This window comes from Flavobacteriales bacterium, from assembly GCA_021739695.1.
Taxonomy (GTDB): Bacteria; Bacteroidota; Bacteroidia; order UBA10329; family UBA10329; genus UBA10329.
The window spans coordinates 1-16,454 of sequence record JAIPBM010000035.1; the positions used below are offsets into that span (position 1 = coordinate 1).

Annotated in this window: 19 protein-coding genes; 17 read left to right on the top strand and 2 right to left on the bottom strand. The window is 44.4% G+C overall.

The annotated features are described in order from the left end of the window. From kbl to recJ, 8 genes are all read left to right on the top strand, one after another. A partial coding sequence (gene kbl, locus K9J17_16590; GenBank protein ID MCF8278348.1) for a glycine C-acetyltransferase occupies positions 1–1,034 on the top strand: 1,034 nt, incomplete at its 5' end. 104 nt (positions 1,035–1,138) lie between these two features. Next, complete coding sequence (gene rplM / locus K9J17_16595) at positions 1,139–1,585, top strand: 50S ribosomal protein L13 (protein ID MCF8278349.1); 447 nt, start codon at positions 1,139–1,141, stop codon at positions 1,583–1,585. A 13-nt stretch (positions 1,586–1,598) separates the two neighbouring features. Next, on the top strand, positions 1,599–1,985 hold the full coding sequence (gene rpsI / locus K9J17_16600; protein ID MCF8278350.1) for a 30S ribosomal protein S9: 387 nt from the start codon (positions 1,599–1,601) through the stop codon (positions 1,983–1,985). A gap of 39 nt (positions 1,986–2,024) precedes the next feature. Beyond that, positions 2,025–2,825 (top strand): 30S ribosomal protein S2, encoded by an 801-nt coding sequence (gene rpsB / locus K9J17_16605; GenBank protein MCF8278351.1) that lies wholly within the window; start codon positions 2,025–2,027, stop codon positions 2,823–2,825. 11 nt (positions 2,826–2,836) lie between these two features. After that, positions 2,837–3,667 carry a translation elongation factor Ts gene (gene tsf, locus K9J17_16610; protein ID MCF8278352.1) on the top strand — a complete coding sequence of 277 codons (831 nt, stop codon included), beginning with the start codon at positions 2,837–2,839 and terminating at the stop codon, positions 3,665–3,667. 71 nt (positions 3,668–3,738) lie between these two features. Beyond that, on the top strand, positions 3,739–4,446 hold the full coding sequence (pyrH, locus tag K9J17_16615) for a UMP kinase (GenBank protein ID MCF8278353.1): 708 nt from the start codon (positions 3,739–3,741) through the stop codon (positions 4,444–4,446). A gap of 36 nt (positions 4,447–4,482) precedes the next feature. Then, positions 4,483–5,046, top strand: a complete 564-nt coding sequence (frr, locus tag K9J17_16620) for a ribosome recycling factor (protein ID MCF8278354.1) — start codon at positions 4,483–4,485, stop codon at positions 5,044–5,046. Positions 5,047–5,114: 68 nt separating this feature from the next. Further along, the gene (gene recJ, locus K9J17_16625) at positions 5,115–6,827 is read left to right on the top strand and encodes a single-stranded-DNA-specific exonuclease RecJ (GenBank protein MCF8278355.1); all 1,713 of its coding nucleotides are present in this window, start codon (positions 5,115–5,117) and stop codon (positions 6,825–6,827) included. A gap of 1 nt (position 6,828) precedes the next feature. On the opposite strand, the gene dnaG is transcribed toward recJ, so the two are convergent. Continuing rightward, positions 6,829–8,790, bottom strand: coding sequence for a DNA primase (gene dnaG / locus K9J17_16630; GenBank protein MCF8278356.1), 1,962 nt, complete (start codon positions 8,788–8,790; stop codon positions 6,829–6,831). Here dnaG and K9J17_16635 point away from each other — a divergent pair. The 9 genes from K9J17_16635 (at position 8,716) to K9J17_16675 (ending at position 15,244) form a co-directional block, all read left to right on the top strand. Next, positions 8,716–9,024: a hypothetical protein gene (locus tag K9J17_16635; GenBank protein ID MCF8278357.1), complete on the top strand. Its 309-nt coding sequence runs from the start codon at positions 8,716–8,718 to the stop codon at positions 9,022–9,024. The genes dnaG and K9J17_16635 overlap by 75 nt on opposite strands. A gap of 20 nt (positions 9,025–9,044) precedes the next feature. Then, a complete protein-coding gene (locus K9J17_16640) occupies positions 9,045–9,923 on the top strand; it encodes a permease-like cell division protein FtsX (GenBank protein ID MCF8278358.1) in 879 nt (292 codons plus the stop codon). A gap of 2 nt (positions 9,924–9,925) precedes the next feature. Continuing rightward, entirely contained in the window at positions 9,926–10,168 is a 243-nt protein-coding gene (locus K9J17_16645) for a DUF3098 domain-containing protein (GenBank protein MCF8278359.1), read from the top strand. A 6-nt stretch (positions 10,169–10,174) separates the two neighbouring features. Further along, positions 10,175–10,969, top strand: a complete 795-nt coding sequence (locus K9J17_16650; protein ID MCF8278360.1) for an undecaprenyl-diphosphate phosphatase — start codon at positions 10,175–10,177, stop codon at positions 10,967–10,969. Next, positions 10,966–11,685, top strand: coding sequence for a tRNA pseudouridine(55) synthase TruB (truB, locus tag K9J17_16655; protein ID MCF8278361.1), 720 nt, complete (start codon positions 10,966–10,968; stop codon positions 11,683–11,685). The genes K9J17_16650 and truB overlap by 4 nt, the downstream gene beginning before the upstream one ends. Before the next feature lie 82 nt (positions 11,686–11,767). Then, positions 11,768–12,817: a tRNA preQ1(34) S-adenosylmethionine ribosyltransferase-isomerase QueA gene (gene queA, locus K9J17_16660; protein ID MCF8278362.1), complete on the top strand. Its 1,050-nt coding sequence runs from the start codon at positions 11,768–11,770 to the stop codon at positions 12,815–12,817. Positions 12,818–12,887: 70 nt separating this feature from the next. Then, positions 12,888–13,550, top strand: coding sequence for a 2-C-methyl-D-erythritol 4-phosphate cytidylyltransferase (locus K9J17_16665; GenBank protein ID MCF8278363.1), 663 nt, complete (start codon positions 12,888–12,890; stop codon positions 13,548–13,550). Positions 13,551–13,659: 109 nt separating this feature from the next. Beyond that, complete coding sequence (locus K9J17_16670; protein MCF8278364.1) at positions 13,660–14,664, top strand: D-alanyl-D-alanine carboxypeptidase; 1,005 nt, start codon at positions 13,660–13,662, stop codon at positions 14,662–14,664. Between the two features lie 22 nt (positions 14,665–14,686). Then, positions 14,687–15,244, top strand: a complete 558-nt coding sequence (locus tag K9J17_16675) for a DUF4468 domain-containing protein (GenBank protein MCF8278365.1) — start codon at positions 14,687–14,689, stop codon at positions 15,242–15,244. On the opposite strand, the gene K9J17_16680 is transcribed toward K9J17_16675, so the two are convergent. Next, positions 15,245–16,432, bottom strand: a complete 1,188-nt coding sequence (locus K9J17_16680) for an amidohydrolase family protein (protein MCF8278366.1) — start codon at positions 16,430–16,432, stop codon at positions 15,245–15,247. It lies immediately after the preceding gene. Positions 16,433–16,454 lie beyond the last annotated feature (22 nt).

Sequence of the window (16,454 nt, forward strand, 5' to 3'; positions counted from 1 at the left end):
TGGGATTATCGTCTCATCCGGAAGTGATCAAAGGGGCAAAAGAGGCCTTGGATACGCACGGTTATGGCATGTCGTCTGTTCGATTCATCTGCGGAACACAAGACATTCATAAAGAGCTGGAGCGGAAGATCTCTGATTTTCTTGGAATGGAAGACACCATATTATACGCTGCTTGTTTTGATGCAAACGGAGGTGTTTTTGAACCACTTTTTGCAGAAGCGGACGCCATCATCAGTGATGAACTTAATCATGCCTCCATCATAGATGGTGTGCGATTATGTAAAGCTGCTAGGTACCGGTATAAACACAGCGATATGGCTGATCTTGAGTTGCAACTTCAAACTTCGCAAGCTCAACGATTTCGGATAATTGTTACTGATGGCGTATTTTCCATGGATGGCGATATTGCCAAGTTGGACATGATATGCGACCTCGCGGAAAAGTATAACGCTTTGGTGATGGTTGACGATAGTCACGCTTCGGGTTTTATTGGAAAAACGGGGCGCGGTACGCACGAATACCATGATGTGATGGGAAGAGTAGACATCATTACAAGTACGTTGGGAAAAGCACTTGGTGGAGCGATGGGCGGTTTCACTTCTGGGAAAAAAGAAGTGATTGACATGCTTCGTCAACGCTCTAGGCCATATCTTTTTTCGAATTCGCTTGCGCCATCCATTGTTGGCGCTGCTAGTAAGGTTTTCGATCTGCTTTCATCCACAACAGAGCTTCGCGATAAATTGGAGGCTAATACCAAATACTTTAAAGAAGGCGTGCAAAAAGCCGGCTTTAATTTGAAAGAAGGCGATAGTCCGATTGTGCCAATTATGCTTTATGACGCGAAATTGGCGCAGCAATTTGCCGATAAATTGTTGGTAAAAGGGATTTATGCAATAGGCTTTTTCTATCCCGTTGTCGGAAAGGGACAAGCGCGAATCCGTGTTCAAATTTCGGCTGCGCACACTATCAGCCACCTCGATGAGGCCATTAAAGCGTTCACATCGGTGGGCAAAGAACTTGGTGTGTTAAAATGAATTATCGACAAACCATTGTTCATTCAAGAAATTAGTAATATCTTCGCAGCCCCAAATTTGGGGAGGAGTGGAAGCTCTTTTAATGAACTGAAAACATATTTGAAGTGAAAGCACCAAGCTTTAAAACCATTTCTGCCAACAAGAATACCGCCAATAAGGAATGGGTTCTGATAGACGCTGAGGGCCTGACCCTTGGTAGATTGGCATCTACAATTGCGTACAGACTACGCGGTAAGAATAAGGTAAACTTTACTCCGCATGCGGATTGTGGCGACAATGTGATCGTTATCAACGCTGAGAAAGTTGAGCTTACCGGAAACAAACGAGCCACTAAGCAATACATGCACCATACGGGTTTTCCAGGTGGTCAGCGATTGAGAAGTGTTGAGCAGGTTTTGGCCAAAGATCCTACAGGATTGGTTACCAAGGCTGTACGTGGTATGCTTCCAAAGAACAGATTGGGAAGAGCTATTTTCAATAATATGCACGCATATGCTGGGCCTAATCACCCACATGAAGCGCAAAAGCCACAAACCATTTCACTTAACTGATCATTCTACTTAAATGGAAATAATCAACGCATTAGGAAGAAGAAAGACCGCAGTTGCTCGCGTTTACGTGAAAGCTGGTAAAGGTGCATTCATCGTTAACGGTAAAGACGCGAAGGAGTACTTCCCAACGTCATTGCTTCAGGACACCATCCAAAGACCATTCAATGTTTTGGAGGTTGTAGGGAAATATGATGTGAAAGTGAATGTTGCTGGAGGTGGAATAACAGGACAGGCTGAGGCCATTTCTCTTGGGATTTCCAGAGCATTGGTAAAAGAGGACGAAACTGTGAAGCCTGCTTTGAAGAAAGTTGGATTGATGACGCGTGACCCGAGAATGGTTGAGCGTAAAAAATTCGGTCAGAAAAAAGCAAGGAAGAAATTCCAGTTCAGCAAGCGTTAATCTATCAGTACAACGATTTTTCAAAACAATACTATTTCAATGGCTCAACCTACAGTACAGGAAATGCTAGAAGCAGGTGTTCATTTCGGACACCTTAAAAGAAAATGGAATCCTGCAATGGCTCCGTACATCTTCATGGAGAAGAACGGTACGCACATCATTGACCTTAACAAGACTTCTGCAAAATTGGAAGATGCTTGTAAAGCGATTCAAGCGATGGCACGTTCTGGCAAGAAGATCCTTTTTGTTGCTACTAAGAAACAAGCACAAGGAATTATCGCCCGTGAAGCAAGTCGTGTAAACATGCCTTACGTAACTGAAAGATGGCCAGGAGGAATGCTGACCAACTTTGCTACAATCCGTAAAGCCATCAGAAAGATGGGTGCCATTGATAAGATGGAAGTTGACGGAACATGGGAAACCATGTCAAAGCGTGAGCGATTGATGATCAGCCGTCAGAGAGCAAAACTTGAAAGAGACCTTGGTTCTATTGCTGATCTTACTCGCCTTCCTTCAGCAATTTTCATTGTTGATATCATTAAAGAACATATTGCAGTGAACGAGGCTCACCGTTTGAGCATCCCAACATTTGCAATTGTTGATACCAATGGAAATCCGAAAGATGTTGATTTCGCTATTCCTGGAAACGATGATGCTGCCCGATCTATCGAGTTGATCGTTAAAGCAATGACCGATGCAATTGCAGAAGGACTTGCTGAAAGAAAAGCTGGAAAAGGCAAAGAAGATGACGCGAAGGATGATGAGGATTCAGAAGAGGAAGAAGTAGCTGCACCCGTAAGAGCAAGTGCAGTTGTTTCTGAAGATAAGGACGAAGAATAAATCAAGACACATTGGAATCTACAGTTAATATTACTGCAGCTCAGGTAAATGAGCTTAGAAAGAAGACCGGAGCAGGAATGATGGATTGCAAGAAAGCCCTTGTTGAGGCTGGAGGCGATTTTGATACTGCAATTGATCTACTAAGAAAGCAAGGACAGAAAGTTGCTGCAAAGCGTTCTGATCGCGAAGCTGCTGAAGGTATCGTTCTTGGTAAAGTAAATGGTAACAAGGCTATTTTGTTGAACCTTGGTTGCGAGACTGATTTCGTTGCTAAGACAGATGATTTCGTTGGTTTTGCAAATGATCTGCTTGACCTCGCTTTCGAAAACAACATTACTTCTGCAGATGCTTTGGTAGCTGCAACCTATAAAGGAGCTTCTGTTTCTGATGCAATCACTGAGCTTACTGGTAAAACAGGTGAGAAAGTGGAAGTTTCAGGATTTGAAGTTATCGTAGCCGAAACTGTTGTTGCTTACAACCATCCTGGAAACAGAGTTGGAACAATTGTAGGTTTGAACAAGGCTGGATTTGAAGAAATGGGACGTGATGTGGCGATGCAAGCTGCAGCAATGGCACCGGTTGCTTTGAACAAAGAATCTGTTTCTGCTGAGGTTATCGCAAAAGAAATTGAAATTGGTAAGGAATTGGCCATTCAGGAAGGAAAACCTGCTGACATGGCTGAGAAAATTGCAGAAGGTCGATTAGGCAAATTCTTTAAAGAGAATACCTTGATGGAGCAAGCCTTCATTAAGGACAACAAATTGAATGTTGCACAATACCTTAAGTCAGGAAACCCTGAGTTGACGGTCACCGCCTTCAAGCGCTTTTCGCTTGGCAGTTAATAAAGACATTAAAAAGAGGATTTAAATCCTCTTTTTTTTTGCCCTAAAAAGTTTAAAATCGCAGCATGGATGTGAAGTACAAGAGAGTGCTCCTGAAACTCAGCGGAGAATCGCTGATGGGGAATAAACAGTTCGGGATTGATCACGACAGATTGGGTCAGTATGCTCGAGAGATCAAAGGAATCGTTGACAGCGGAGTACAAGTGGCCATCGTTATTGGCGGTGGTAATATTTTCCGCGGCATTCAAGCTGCCGAAGGCGGAATGGATCGGGTTCAAGGCGATTACATGGGTATGTTGGCCACCATGATCAATAGCATGGCCTTGCAATCGGCACTCGAAAATCTTGAAGTAGCAACCAGATTGATGTCTGCCATCAAGATGGATGAAATTGCAGAACCGTTTATCCGCAGAAGAGCGGTTCGGCATTTGGAAAGAGGTCTTGTGGTTATTTTCGGTGCTGGCACTGGAAATCCTTATTTCACCACTGATTCAGCCGCTTCACTTCGCGCCATCGAAGTGGAGGCAGATGTAATCCTGAAAGGAACACGTGTTGATGGTATTTACACAGCCGACCCAGAAAAAGACAGCAGCGCTGTGAAATTTGACACCATCAGCTTCCACGAAGTGTATGAGCGAGGATTGAACGTGATGGACATGACTGCTTTCACGCTTTGCAATGAGAATAAATTGCCGATCATCGTGTTCAATATGGATGAAGGTGGCAACTTGGCAAAACTGGTTTCTGGCGAAAGAGTCGGAACACTCGTTGAAGGCTGATTACACAGAATCACTATTTTCGACCAAATTTCAACAATGGAAGAAGAGTTAAAATTCATTTTTGAATCCGCAAAAGAAGGAATGGAGAACGCCATCGAGCGTTTGGATCATGAATTGGCGCGAATTCGTGCTGGAAAAGCAAGCCCACAGATGCTGGGTAGTGTACAAGTAGAATATTATGGTTCTATGACGCCACTTAAAAATGTGGCGAATGTGAACACGCCTGATTCTAAAACGCTACAGATACAACCGTTTGAAAAGGGCTTGATCGAGGAGATTGAAAAAGGAATCATGCGCGCCAACTTGGGCTTCAACCCTATGAACGATGGAAAAGTGGTGCGTATTTCCATCCCACCATTAACAGAAGAAAGAAGACGTGATCTTGTAAAGCAGTCGAAGGCTGTTGCCGAACAAGCAAAGGTTTCCATCCGTAACTCGCGGAAAGATGCCAACGATGAGATCAAAGCCTTGCAGAAAGACGGCATGGCGGAAGACACAGCTAAAGTTGCTGAAGCGGACATTCAAGAATTGACGACTACATATTCGAATAAGGTTGACGCCATGGTAGTCGAGAAGGAAGTGGATATCATGACCATCTGATTTTTACAATCGCATTTTTGAAGCCTCGTTCGCTATGCGAACGGGGCTTTTTCTTTTAAATTCAACCCATGCTTGAAACCGAATGGAAATACGCAGAGCTTCCTGATCCAGCGCAAGTGAGCGAACTGTGCGAACATCTTGGAGTGAAAGAAGATGTGGCACAGCTTCTTATCAATCGAGGTATCACCAATTTTGATGAGGCAAGGTCATTTTTCCGACCATCTTTCAGTGATCTGCATGACCCATTTCTGATGAAAGGAATGGACAAGGCCATCGAACGGATTGAACAAGCGCTTGGAAACGGAGAGAAGACGCTGATCTTTGGCGATTACGATGTGGATGGAACCACTTCGGTTGCATTGGTCTATAGTTTCTTCAAAGACTTCGGACAGGTTGATTTCTACATTCCCGATCGCTACAAGGAAGGATACGGACTTTCCATTGCGGGGATTGATTACGCCAAGGCGAATGGCATCAGTCTCATCATCACGCTCGATTGCGGCATTCGTGCCATTGATAAAGTAGCTTACGCGAATAAGTTGGGCATCGATATCATCATTTGTGATCACCATTTACCTGGTGCTGAATTGCCCGCTGCTTACGCCATTCTAGATCCGAAACAGGCCGATTGTAATTATCCGTACAAAGAATTGTGTGGTTGCGGTGTAGGATTCAAATTGCTTCAGGCGTTCTGCGAAAAGAACAATGAAGACCTACAAAAGCTAACTGCCAAACTCGATCTGGTTTCTGTTGCCATTGCGGCAGACATCGTTCCGATAACGGGCGAGAATCGCATTTTAGCGTCATTTGGAGTCCGTCAGATAAATGAGAATCCTTCAACAGGAATTCGTGCGCTGCTGGAATACACGAAGATGAACCGTGAGATGACCATCAGCGATGTGGTTTTTACCATCGCCCCACGCATAAATGCTGCTGGGAGAATCGCATCTGGCAAGCGCGCGGTGGAATTGCTCATATCTGATGATCTGAACGAAGCACTGGAATTTTCGGCCGAGATTTCGAAATACAACACAGAACGCAGAGACCTCGATAAATCGGTGACCGACAGTGCCTTGGAGATTCTGCAATCGGATGATTTTTACAGCAATAGCAAAAGCACCGTGGTTTTCAATCCTGATTGGCACAAAGGCGTGGTAGGAATTGTGGCCTCGCGATTGATTGAGCAGCATTACAAACCAACCATTGTCCTTACCGAATCGGAAGGAAAGGCAACGGGTTCTGCGCGATCGGTGCACGACTTTGATGTGCACGCTGCGCTTACGGAATGCGAAGATCTACTTGAACAGTTCGGAGGACATAAATATGCCGCTGGAATGAGCTTGAGTTTGGAAAATGTGGATGCTTTCCGAACCAAATTTGAGGAAGTGGTCGCTGCGCGAATTGAGGAACACATGCTTACACCCAAACTCAATATCGACCTCGAAATTGACCTCGACCGCATCACGCCTAAGTTCATGTCTTTGCTCAAGCAATTTGCGCCATTCGGGCCCGGAAATATGAATCCTGTATTTGTTTCTCGGAACTTGATTGCAGAAGATGTTCAGACCATGGGCGCAGACAATTCGCATCTGCGTTTTAAACCCAAACAGCAAGGCGTGCAGCACATGATGCTGCAAGCGGTAGCTTTCAAAATGGGAAAGCTATTTCAGGATTTATCGAAAGGGAAACGCTTCGATATGGCTTACACCATTGAAGAAAACCATTGGAAAGACAAGGTTTATCTTCAGTTGAATGTGAAGGATTTGAAGTTTTCGGATTGATTCACTTCAAAATCGTTGACCCGATTTCCATCGCCAGTTTTCTTCTAACCTTTAGCAGGTTATTCAAACGGTCCATGTTGAGTAACAGTTGATCTTCTTCAGATTGTTTCAACAGATCGCGCGTGTCGTTGATCATCTTCTCCAGTTTGCGCAGTTTAAGCACGTTCAGCGATGAAAGAATAGAACGTTTCAGCACATCTTCTTCTCTGGTCACAACGATGTTGTGTTCTTTCCAGCGTTCGCTTACAGTATGCGGTTGCGCAAAGAAATTGACTGCGAGTCCAGAAATTTCCGGGTTTGGATGATTGATGAAATGCTGCTCAGTAGGAATCTTTTCTTCTTCAAGCATTTTGGCAAACTCATCAAAAACCAATTTGAAAAGCGTGTTTTCAAACGTGATCTCATCTTCCAGAATCTCGGTCACCACAAAATCAACCACATTCACTTCTTCTTGATCGATCACCTTTTCTCCTGCTTCATCCCACACATCAAAATGAATGTGCTTCTCGCTGTAAAGCATCAGGATTCGGATGATGTCGCGTTCCTGAAATTCGGCATCGCGCTTTTTTAGTTCCTGATTGGTTCTCCGAACAATCTGTGGTTCTTCGCTCGGTTCAGAATCGTGAGTGGAAATTCCATCGCGTTTCTGCTTGTCGTTCCAGTTTTTTCTTCGATTGCGGTTCAGTTCCATCATCAGAACTTCCTCATCCATATCCATAATGCTGCTGCACTGGCGCACGTAAAGGTTTCTGGTTATCGGATCTGGAATGAGCGAAATGGAACTGATGATGTCTTTGATCAGTCCAGCGGTTCTGACTGGATCGCCTTTGGTTTCGCCCACCAGAAGTTTGGTTTTGAACTGAATGAAATCGTTGGAATTAGCATCGATGAAACTGGTGAGTTCGTCTCCGCCCATTTTTTTAGAGAACGAATCGGGATCTTCTCCATCTGGAAAAAGAACCGTTCGCACGTTCATACCTTCTTCCAACACCAGATCAATTCCTCGGAAGGATGCTTTTATTCCTGCATCATCACCATCGTACATGATGGTGAGGTTGTTGGTATAGCGCTTGATAAGGCGAATTTGCTCAACCGTGAGGCTGGTTCCAGAACTGGCCACCACGTTGTGGATGCCTGCTTGATAAAGCGAAACCACATCTGTGTAGCCTTCTACCAAAAAGCAATTGTCTTTTTTAATGATCTCGCTTTTTGCCTGGTAGATGCCGTAAACGATGTTGCTCTTGTGGTAAACATCGGTTTCTGGACTGTTGATGTATTTGGCAACCTTTTTATCGTTGCGCAGCGTGCGTCCGCCAAAGGCAATGACACGGCCCGAAAGGTTATGTATCGGAAACATGACACGACCCTTGAATCGGTCGAGCAGCTTTCCTTCGCGTTCGAGACAAAGACCTGAATCAATCAGAAATTTGCGATTGTATTGTTCTTCGAGTGCTTTGTTTCCGAACGAATCGTAACGGTCGAAACAGTAGCCGAGTTCAAATTTCTCGATTGTTTCCTGTGTGAATCCGCGCTCTTTGAAATAGCTGAGGCCGATGGCCTGACCTTCGTCTGTTTTTAGCAGATTGGAAGTGAAGTTGCGTTGCGCAAAAGCCAAAACGAGATAAAGACTTTCGCGCTCGTTCTGTTCGGCAACCTGCTCGTCTGTCTGTTGCTCTTCTTCAATTTCAATGTTGTATTTCTTGGCCAGATAACGCAGCGCTTCGGGGTAGGTGAGCTGTTCGTGGTCCATGATGAAATTGACCGAATTGCCGCCTTTGCCACAACCGAAGCATTTGTAAATTCCTTTGGGTGGCGAAACGCTGAACGAAGGCGTTTTCTCGTTATGGAAAGGGCAGTTTCCCCAAAGGTTGGTGCCTTTCTTTTTGAGGTGCACGAAATCGCCTACAACCTCCTCAACACGGGCGGTTTCGAATATTTGCGCTATGGTTTCCTGTGGGATCAAAAGGGCGTTAAAGATACGCTTGTAAAACCGATTTGCGATGTAGGCCGCGAGGGCCGCGTTAGGGATGGAAGCGGCATCCTTTTTTCTGAGCTCTGCTTTCTACTGCGTTCAGTCATTGGCCTGAAAAAAGATATAGCGCACAGCCCGACCCCGATTTTTCATCGGGGGAACGCCCTAAGTGCAGAAGACTTAAATTGCGTTAAACGCATGGTGGCCGCGGTTCAAAAAGTGTAATTTCGTCCGACTTCGAAAAGATGGCAAGCGCAGAGGAAAAAGCACATAAGAAACAGATATGGTCGAGTAATGTGACGGCCGTTGTGAGTATATCGCTGGTGTTGTTTATGCTTGGTTTGCTGGGGCTTACACTGTTGTATGCAAACGCGCTTTCGGGCTACGTAAAGGAAAACATCGGGTTTACCATTTACATGAAGGATGATGCGAAGGAGGTTGACATTCTTCAGTTTCAGAAGTTTTTGGATGCATCGGACTTTGTAAGAAGCACGGATTACATTTCTCAAGATGAAGCTGCCGATCAGTTGAAGGAAGCGTTGGGTGAGGATTTTGTCGGTTTTATGGGCTACAATCCGCTGAAGCGTTCGATTGATGTGAAGATCAAAGCTGATTTTGCCAACGAAGAAGGAATCGTGGACATTAAATCGGATCTGCTGAAAAATCCGATGATCTTTGAAATTGATTATCCGGTTGATCTGATTCGTGTAATTAATAGAAACGTGCGCAAAGCGGGAATTGTGATCCTTGTTTTTTGCGGACTTCTTTCGTTGATAGCCATTTCGTTGATCAACAATAACATCAGGCTTTCCGTTTATTCGAAACGATTCCTGATCAATTCGATGAAGTTGGTAGGAGCCACGCAATCGTTTATCCGCAAGCCTTTTTTGGTTGAAGGTGTTCTGCGCGGAGCTGTTGGCGCAGTGGTGGCCAATGTGCTGTTGGCCGCTGTGATCTATTTAGCAAGCCAGAATATTCCTGAACTTTTTGGATTGGAAGATATCGAGATCGTGTTTACGCTTTTTGGTGCCGTGCTGGCGCTTGGGCTTCTCATCTCGTTCTTAAGCACGACATTTGCCGTTAGAAAATATCTGCGCCTGAACGCAGACGAACTATATTATTGAACATGAGCGAACAAGGAAACAACGAGAAGGAATTCGCCTTCGGAAAGGAGAATTACATTATTACCATCGTAGGAATGGTTTTTATTCTGGTGGGTTTTGTGCTGATGGCAGGAGGCGGATCTGATGACCCGAATGTGTTCAGCAAAGAGATATTCAGTACAACCAGAATTACCGTGGCACCGTTGGTTGTGTTGGCGGGTTTTGCGCTGGAGATCATCGGAATCATGTATCGCGCTAAGTCGTAATCGGGAATGGATTTTTGGGAAGCCCTGATCTTGGGCATTGTACAAGGCCTGACGGAATTTCTTCCTGTAAGCAGCAGCGGGCATCTTGAAATTGGAAAGGTTCTGTTGGGAGATAAGAGCCTTCCGGAAGAAAGTCTGCTTTTTACGGTTGTCGTACACGCAGCTACATCACTCAGCACCATTGTCGTTTTTAGAAAAGATATTCTCGAAATTCTGAAAGGTTTGTTCCAATTCAAATGGAACGAGCAAACGCAGTTTTCGCTGAAGATCATTGTTTCGATGATTCCCGCAGCCATTATCGGAGTGCTATTCAATGATCAAATTGAAGCACTGTTCAGCAAGCAGATTCTGTTGGTTGGAGCCATGCTGATCATTACTGGTCTATTGCTTTTTCTAGCTGATCGCGCAAAACGGACTGAAAAGCAGGTTGGTTTCAGTCAAGCCTTGATCATTGGAATTTCGCAGGCAATTGCCATTCTTCCAGGAATCAGTCGGTCTGGAGCAACTATTTCTACTTCGGTCCTTTTAGGAATTGATCGCGAAAAAGCTGCTAGATTTTCCTTCTTGATGGTAGTTCCACTCATTTTGGGCAAGATGGCCAAGGATGTGATGGATGGAAATATTTCGTCAGAAATGACCCATGCCATGCCGCTGCTGGTTGGTTTTCTGGCTGCGTTTTTCTCAGGACTTGTGGCCTGTACTTGGATGATCTCGTTGGTTAAGAAAAGTCAGCTTCGTTATTTCTCATACTACTGTTTCGTGGTCGGATTCGGTGCCATTCTCGCTACACTGATTCTATAAATTTGGTCGATTCATTCAATTTCAAAGACGGGGAAGTATTGCTTTTAGATAAGCCTTACGGACCTACTTCGTTTTCCATTGTCAACCGTGTTCGCGGCATCATTAAGCGAAAACTGAAGGTCAAAAACATTAAGGTCGGCCATGCCGGAACATTGGATCCGCTTGCAACCGGACTGTTGATCATCTGTACAGGTAAAGCCACAAAAACCATCAGCACCATTCAAGATGCTGAGAAGGAATACACGGGAACCATCACTGTTGGCGCCACCACGCCATCTTATGATCTTGAAACGGAAGTGAACGAAACCTTCCCGATCGACCATATTACGGACGAAATGATTCGTGAAATGGCTATGAAAATGGTTGGCGAACACGATCAAATGCCGCCAATCTTTTCGGCAAAACAAGTAGATGGCAAGCGCGCTTATGATCTAGCTCGTGCAGGAAAAGATGTAAAGCTGAATACAAAGCGCGTGCTTATCAATGCCTTCGATATTACCTCAATCAATCGTGTTGATGGTAAAATCGAGGTCGGATTCAGAGCCCATTGTTCTAAAGGAACGTACATCCGTTCGTTGGCATTCGATTTCGGAAAAGTGCTGAATTCGGGCGGTTATCTTTCTGAACTAAGAAGAACGCGCATTGGTGATTACAGTGTGGAAGACGCCATCACAACCGATCAATTTCAGGTGATGTTGCACGGTGAAACCGTCTGATCAAATACCGGACGATCAAGTCAACCATTTTCTTACCTTCGCAGCCCCATAAAAATGGGCCCGTAAGCTCAAAATAAACACTATGAAATTATCACAGTTTAAATTCAACATTCCCCAAGAACTTATTGCCTACCATCCAACACAGGATCGCGAAGAGAGCCGAATGATGGTTCTTGACCGCAAAAAAGGCACAATAGAGCACAAAACATTCAAAGACATCCTCGATTATTTTGATGATGGCGATTCGTTTTTGCTGAATAATACAAAGGTTTTTCCAGCCCGTTTGATCGGTAAAAAAGAAAAGACCGAAGCTCAGATTGAAGTTTTCTTGCTTCGCGAATTGAACCGCGAAAGCATTCTTTGGGATGTTCTTGTTGATCCAGCACGTAAGATCCGAATCGGTAACAAACTTTATTTCGGAGATGATGATAGCTTGGTCGCTGAGGTAATTGACAACACGACATCAAGAGGAAGAACACTTCGTTTCTTGTTTGATGGAACGCATGAAGAATTCAAAAAGACCATTTTTGATCTTGGCGAAACACCTCTTCCAAAGTACATCAAACGAGCTGCAGAGCCAGAAGATGAAGAGCGTTACCAAACTGTATTTGCCAAGCATGAAGGTGCTGTGGCTGCTCCAACGGCAGGATTGCATTTCAGCAAGCAATTGTTGAAGCGTTTGGAGTTGAAAGGCGTCAATTTCGCAGAGATCACGCTGCATGTTGGATTGGGAACTTTCCGCCCTGTTGAGGTTGAAGATCTGACGAAGCATAAAATGGACAGCGAGCAGCTGATCATTACTCAAGAAGCTTGCGATATCGTGAATGCTTCTAAAGATGCGAGGAAAAAAGTTTGTGCTGTTGGTACAACTTGTATGCGAGCTTCTGAAACTTCGGTAAGCACAATTGGTCACATGAAGCCATACGATGGTTGGACCAATAAATTCATCTTTCCACCGTACGATTTTCAAGTTGCAAATTGCATGGTCACCAATTTTCACATGCCGCAATCAACACTATTGATGATGGTAGCTGCATTTGCAGGTTACGATTTCATGCGCGAAGCTTACGATCAAGCCATCAAAGAGAAATACAGATTCTATTCTTACGGAGATGCGATGCTGATCATCTGATGATCGCATAAACAGTAATTTCAGTCCCGATTTTCAGTCAGAGAATCGGGACTTTTTTATGAAGAAAAGCATGGTCATAGTCGCTGGTGGAAGCGGCACCAGAATGGGAGCGGAAATTCCCAAGCAGTTCATAGAATTGAACGGAAAGCCCATTCTTATGCACACGCTTCAAAACCTGCATGCGATGGATGAAGACATGCAGTTGGTGCTCGTTCTTCCAAAAGATCAGTTTTCTTACTGGCTTGAACTCACTTCAAAACATAATTTTTCTCTTCAACATGAATTGACAGAAGGCGGTGATACGCGCTTCCTTTCGGTTAGAAATGGCCTCGCTAAAGTTTCAGATCCAGAAGTTGTAGGCATCCACGATGGTGTACGGCCATTTCCATCACAAAAAGTGGTCGAAGCATGTTTTGCGATTGCCAAGCATAGTGGAGCAGCGGTTCCAGTCGTTCCAATTGTTCAGAGCCTTCGGATATTGAATGATGGAAACAGTGAGTCTGTTGATCGAAATATATACCGTGCGGTGCAAACGCCTCAATGTTTTGAGACATCAATTCTCAAGAAAGCGTTCGAAAATGCTCAAGGTGTAGACTATTCGGATGATGCTTCCGTTGTTGAATCAAACGGGCAGCAGATACATTTGGTTGATGGAAATGTCGAAAACATCAAGATCACAACACCTTTGGACCTCGAACTGGCCCAATTGATAATTGCAAGACCAATCAATTGAAATTGAATTAACAACTTCATGTTAATAGAAACGTGTTCGAAAACATAACCTTACAGCATACTGGTAAGTATACTTGTGCCACATGAAGTCTAAGAACAGAATCAGGAGAATGAAAATAACCCGAAGATTGAGATCGACAGGATTGCTTCTCACCCCGTTGGTACTGTTCCTTCTTCTCCTTTTTTCAGAGCCTACAGCACTCTTCGGATGGTCAAGCGGGCCAAATAAAGAAGAAACAGTTACCGAAGAACCTACCCCAAAACAGTTCGACTATATTAACATTGCCATTGATTCTTCATTGGCCTACCAACCCGAGCTCATCAAAGCAGGACTCGTTTACGATTATACGGAGAACCGTCTGGTGTGGGAGAAGAATCTCGATCAGCTCTTTCCTGTTGCATCGTTGACCAAAATGATGGTTGCTCTGATTGTAATGGAACAGGTTGAGGCAGGAAAATTCAGCTTAGATGAATTGGTTACGGTAAGTAAAGCAGCCACGTGCGTGGGTGGATCCTGCGTTTACGTAAAGACCGGACAACAGCTTTCTATCGCAGACCTATTGCAAGCCGCCATGATCCGTTCGGGCAATGATGCGGCATTTGCGCTGGCCGAACACGTGGGCGGAACCGAAGAAGATTTTGTGCGATTAATGAACGAAAAAGCCGAAAGCCTTGGCATGGAAAACACGTGCTTCTCCAATCCGACCGGAATGCCCGTGAAATCAAATGTGCTTTTCGACAACGAATCGACTGCTGCTGACCTGCTACTGTTAGCACGGGATCTGGTGAAGTATGAGGCTATCTTGAAGATGACATCCAAAAGCACAGAGTCTATTCGTAATGCAAACGGCATTTACACCTATGAGACCCGAAACACCCTTGTAAAGGATTATGCGGAGATCGATGGATTGAAAACGGGTTTTACAAACGCGGCCAAATACTGCATTGTGGCAACTTCTAAGCGGTGCGACCATCGCGTGATCACCATTCTGTTAGGAGTCGAGACTAAGGCGCAACGCTACAATGTTGCTGTCAATCTTTTCAACAATTACTACAGCTCAATCGGCTTGGGTAAACTTGGCGAGGAATTTGAAGAGACTGCAAACGCAAACTGATTTAACCATTTATCCTTAGAACATGAGAATTATAGCCTTGATGCTGCTCGCATCATTACCACTGACTCTATTGGCACAGAAAAAAGGTGAATTGAGCTGGCCAGCAATGACCGTTGACCCAAGCACCAATCTTATTACTTACAGCGAGGTTCCCGAAGTTGCTGGTGTTGCTGTTGCAGACCTGTTTGACAGAGCAATGAAATGGGGTGGGGAACATTACAAGAATTTTGGAGAGAAACTGAGAAAGCAAGACAAGGAAGCGGGTGAAATGGAGATTTTCAATCGCTTCCCTATCTACGCGTATGATAGTAAAGGAGTGAAGACAACCAGCCGTCAAGGATTGGCACAATACACCTTGACCATCAAGTTTAGAGATGGTAGATACAAATACACCATCACCGATTTGAACATCAAGGCTTCAAGCTATGAACCCTTGGAGCCATGGTTGGACAAAGAGGACAAGGATGCTGCAAATCACTGTCATTATTTAACTGATATTGATGCTGAGATTCGCGCAACGATCCAGAGCATGAAAGATAATCTTGCCAAAGACCCTGCGAAATCAGGAGACGATTGGTAATCAGATAATACGTTGAACGGAAGCTGAATCTGTTAGAAGTCCATCTTCTAAATTCAGGTTTTTCAACCAAAGAACTCCAGGCAGTTTTCCTTTGTGGAAGCTGCCTTTTTCTTTTTCCATACCCAATGCTGCAGCACCATTAAGTGTTGCCATTTTGAGAAGCGTTGCAATGCCAATCTGAGGATAATTTGCCTGAATCAGCTTCAGTTCCTCCAAAATTGAAAGCCGATGATTACTGGCCAAACTATCTGTTCCCACACATACGTTCGCTTCTTTTTTTAGCCACATTGGTATGTTTGGAATGCGATTTTCGATGTACTTGTTGGCCTGAGCACAAGTGCACCAGAACGCATCATTCCGCAGCGATTTTACCACTTCAAATTCTTCTGCTTTGGTCATAGTATTATGAACCAAAAGTGCAGGTTGATCTTGTGGTAATTGCCTAAGATGATAATCGAGCGCACTGCTGAACTGAGGTTTGAAATTGGAAAAATCCTCTCCAAATTTTTTGAATATCTCAACGAGTTCGCCACTGCCCGAAACAAACATTTCATTCTCACTTTCAGTCTCTTGATTGTGAATACTGATCGGTCCGGGAAATTGCTGCTGTTGCGCTCTAATTCCATCGAACAGGCGTTCACTCACCGAGTAAGGCGCGTGCGGAACAATGGTGGCGTTCAGATCACTTTGCTGGTATTCATTCGCTACGCGAATTCCTTCTTTCAAAACCTCATCGGCTTTGGAAGAATCGAATGAAAAAACTTCTACGAATGAGTGATACTTGATTCGGCTATTCCGCTTCGTTTCAAGTGTGTCAGCCGTGTTGCAGATGTCGCCAACGGCTTGAATGCCATTAAGCCACATTTCTTCATCAGCCAAATGTATGGCTTCCATTTTCTGATCGGCATTTTCATTTCTTCTCGAAACGATTTGCATGATGAATGCTGGTAAACCTGTTTTTTCAGGCACCAAACCTTTCATATGCGAAAGCTCCAAATGGCAATGTGCGTTGATGAATCCAGGACACAAGGCGCCTTCAAAACGCTCAATACGACTTGGTTCTAGTGCATTTGAACTATCAGGAAGCATCACTTCTTGAATGGTTCCATTGGCACTTACAGCCACAATTCCATTAGGTATTGGATTGGCGTAAATGGGAAAGATGATGTCTGCTGAAAGGAATCGCATAGTAAGCCTGTATCTTTGCACA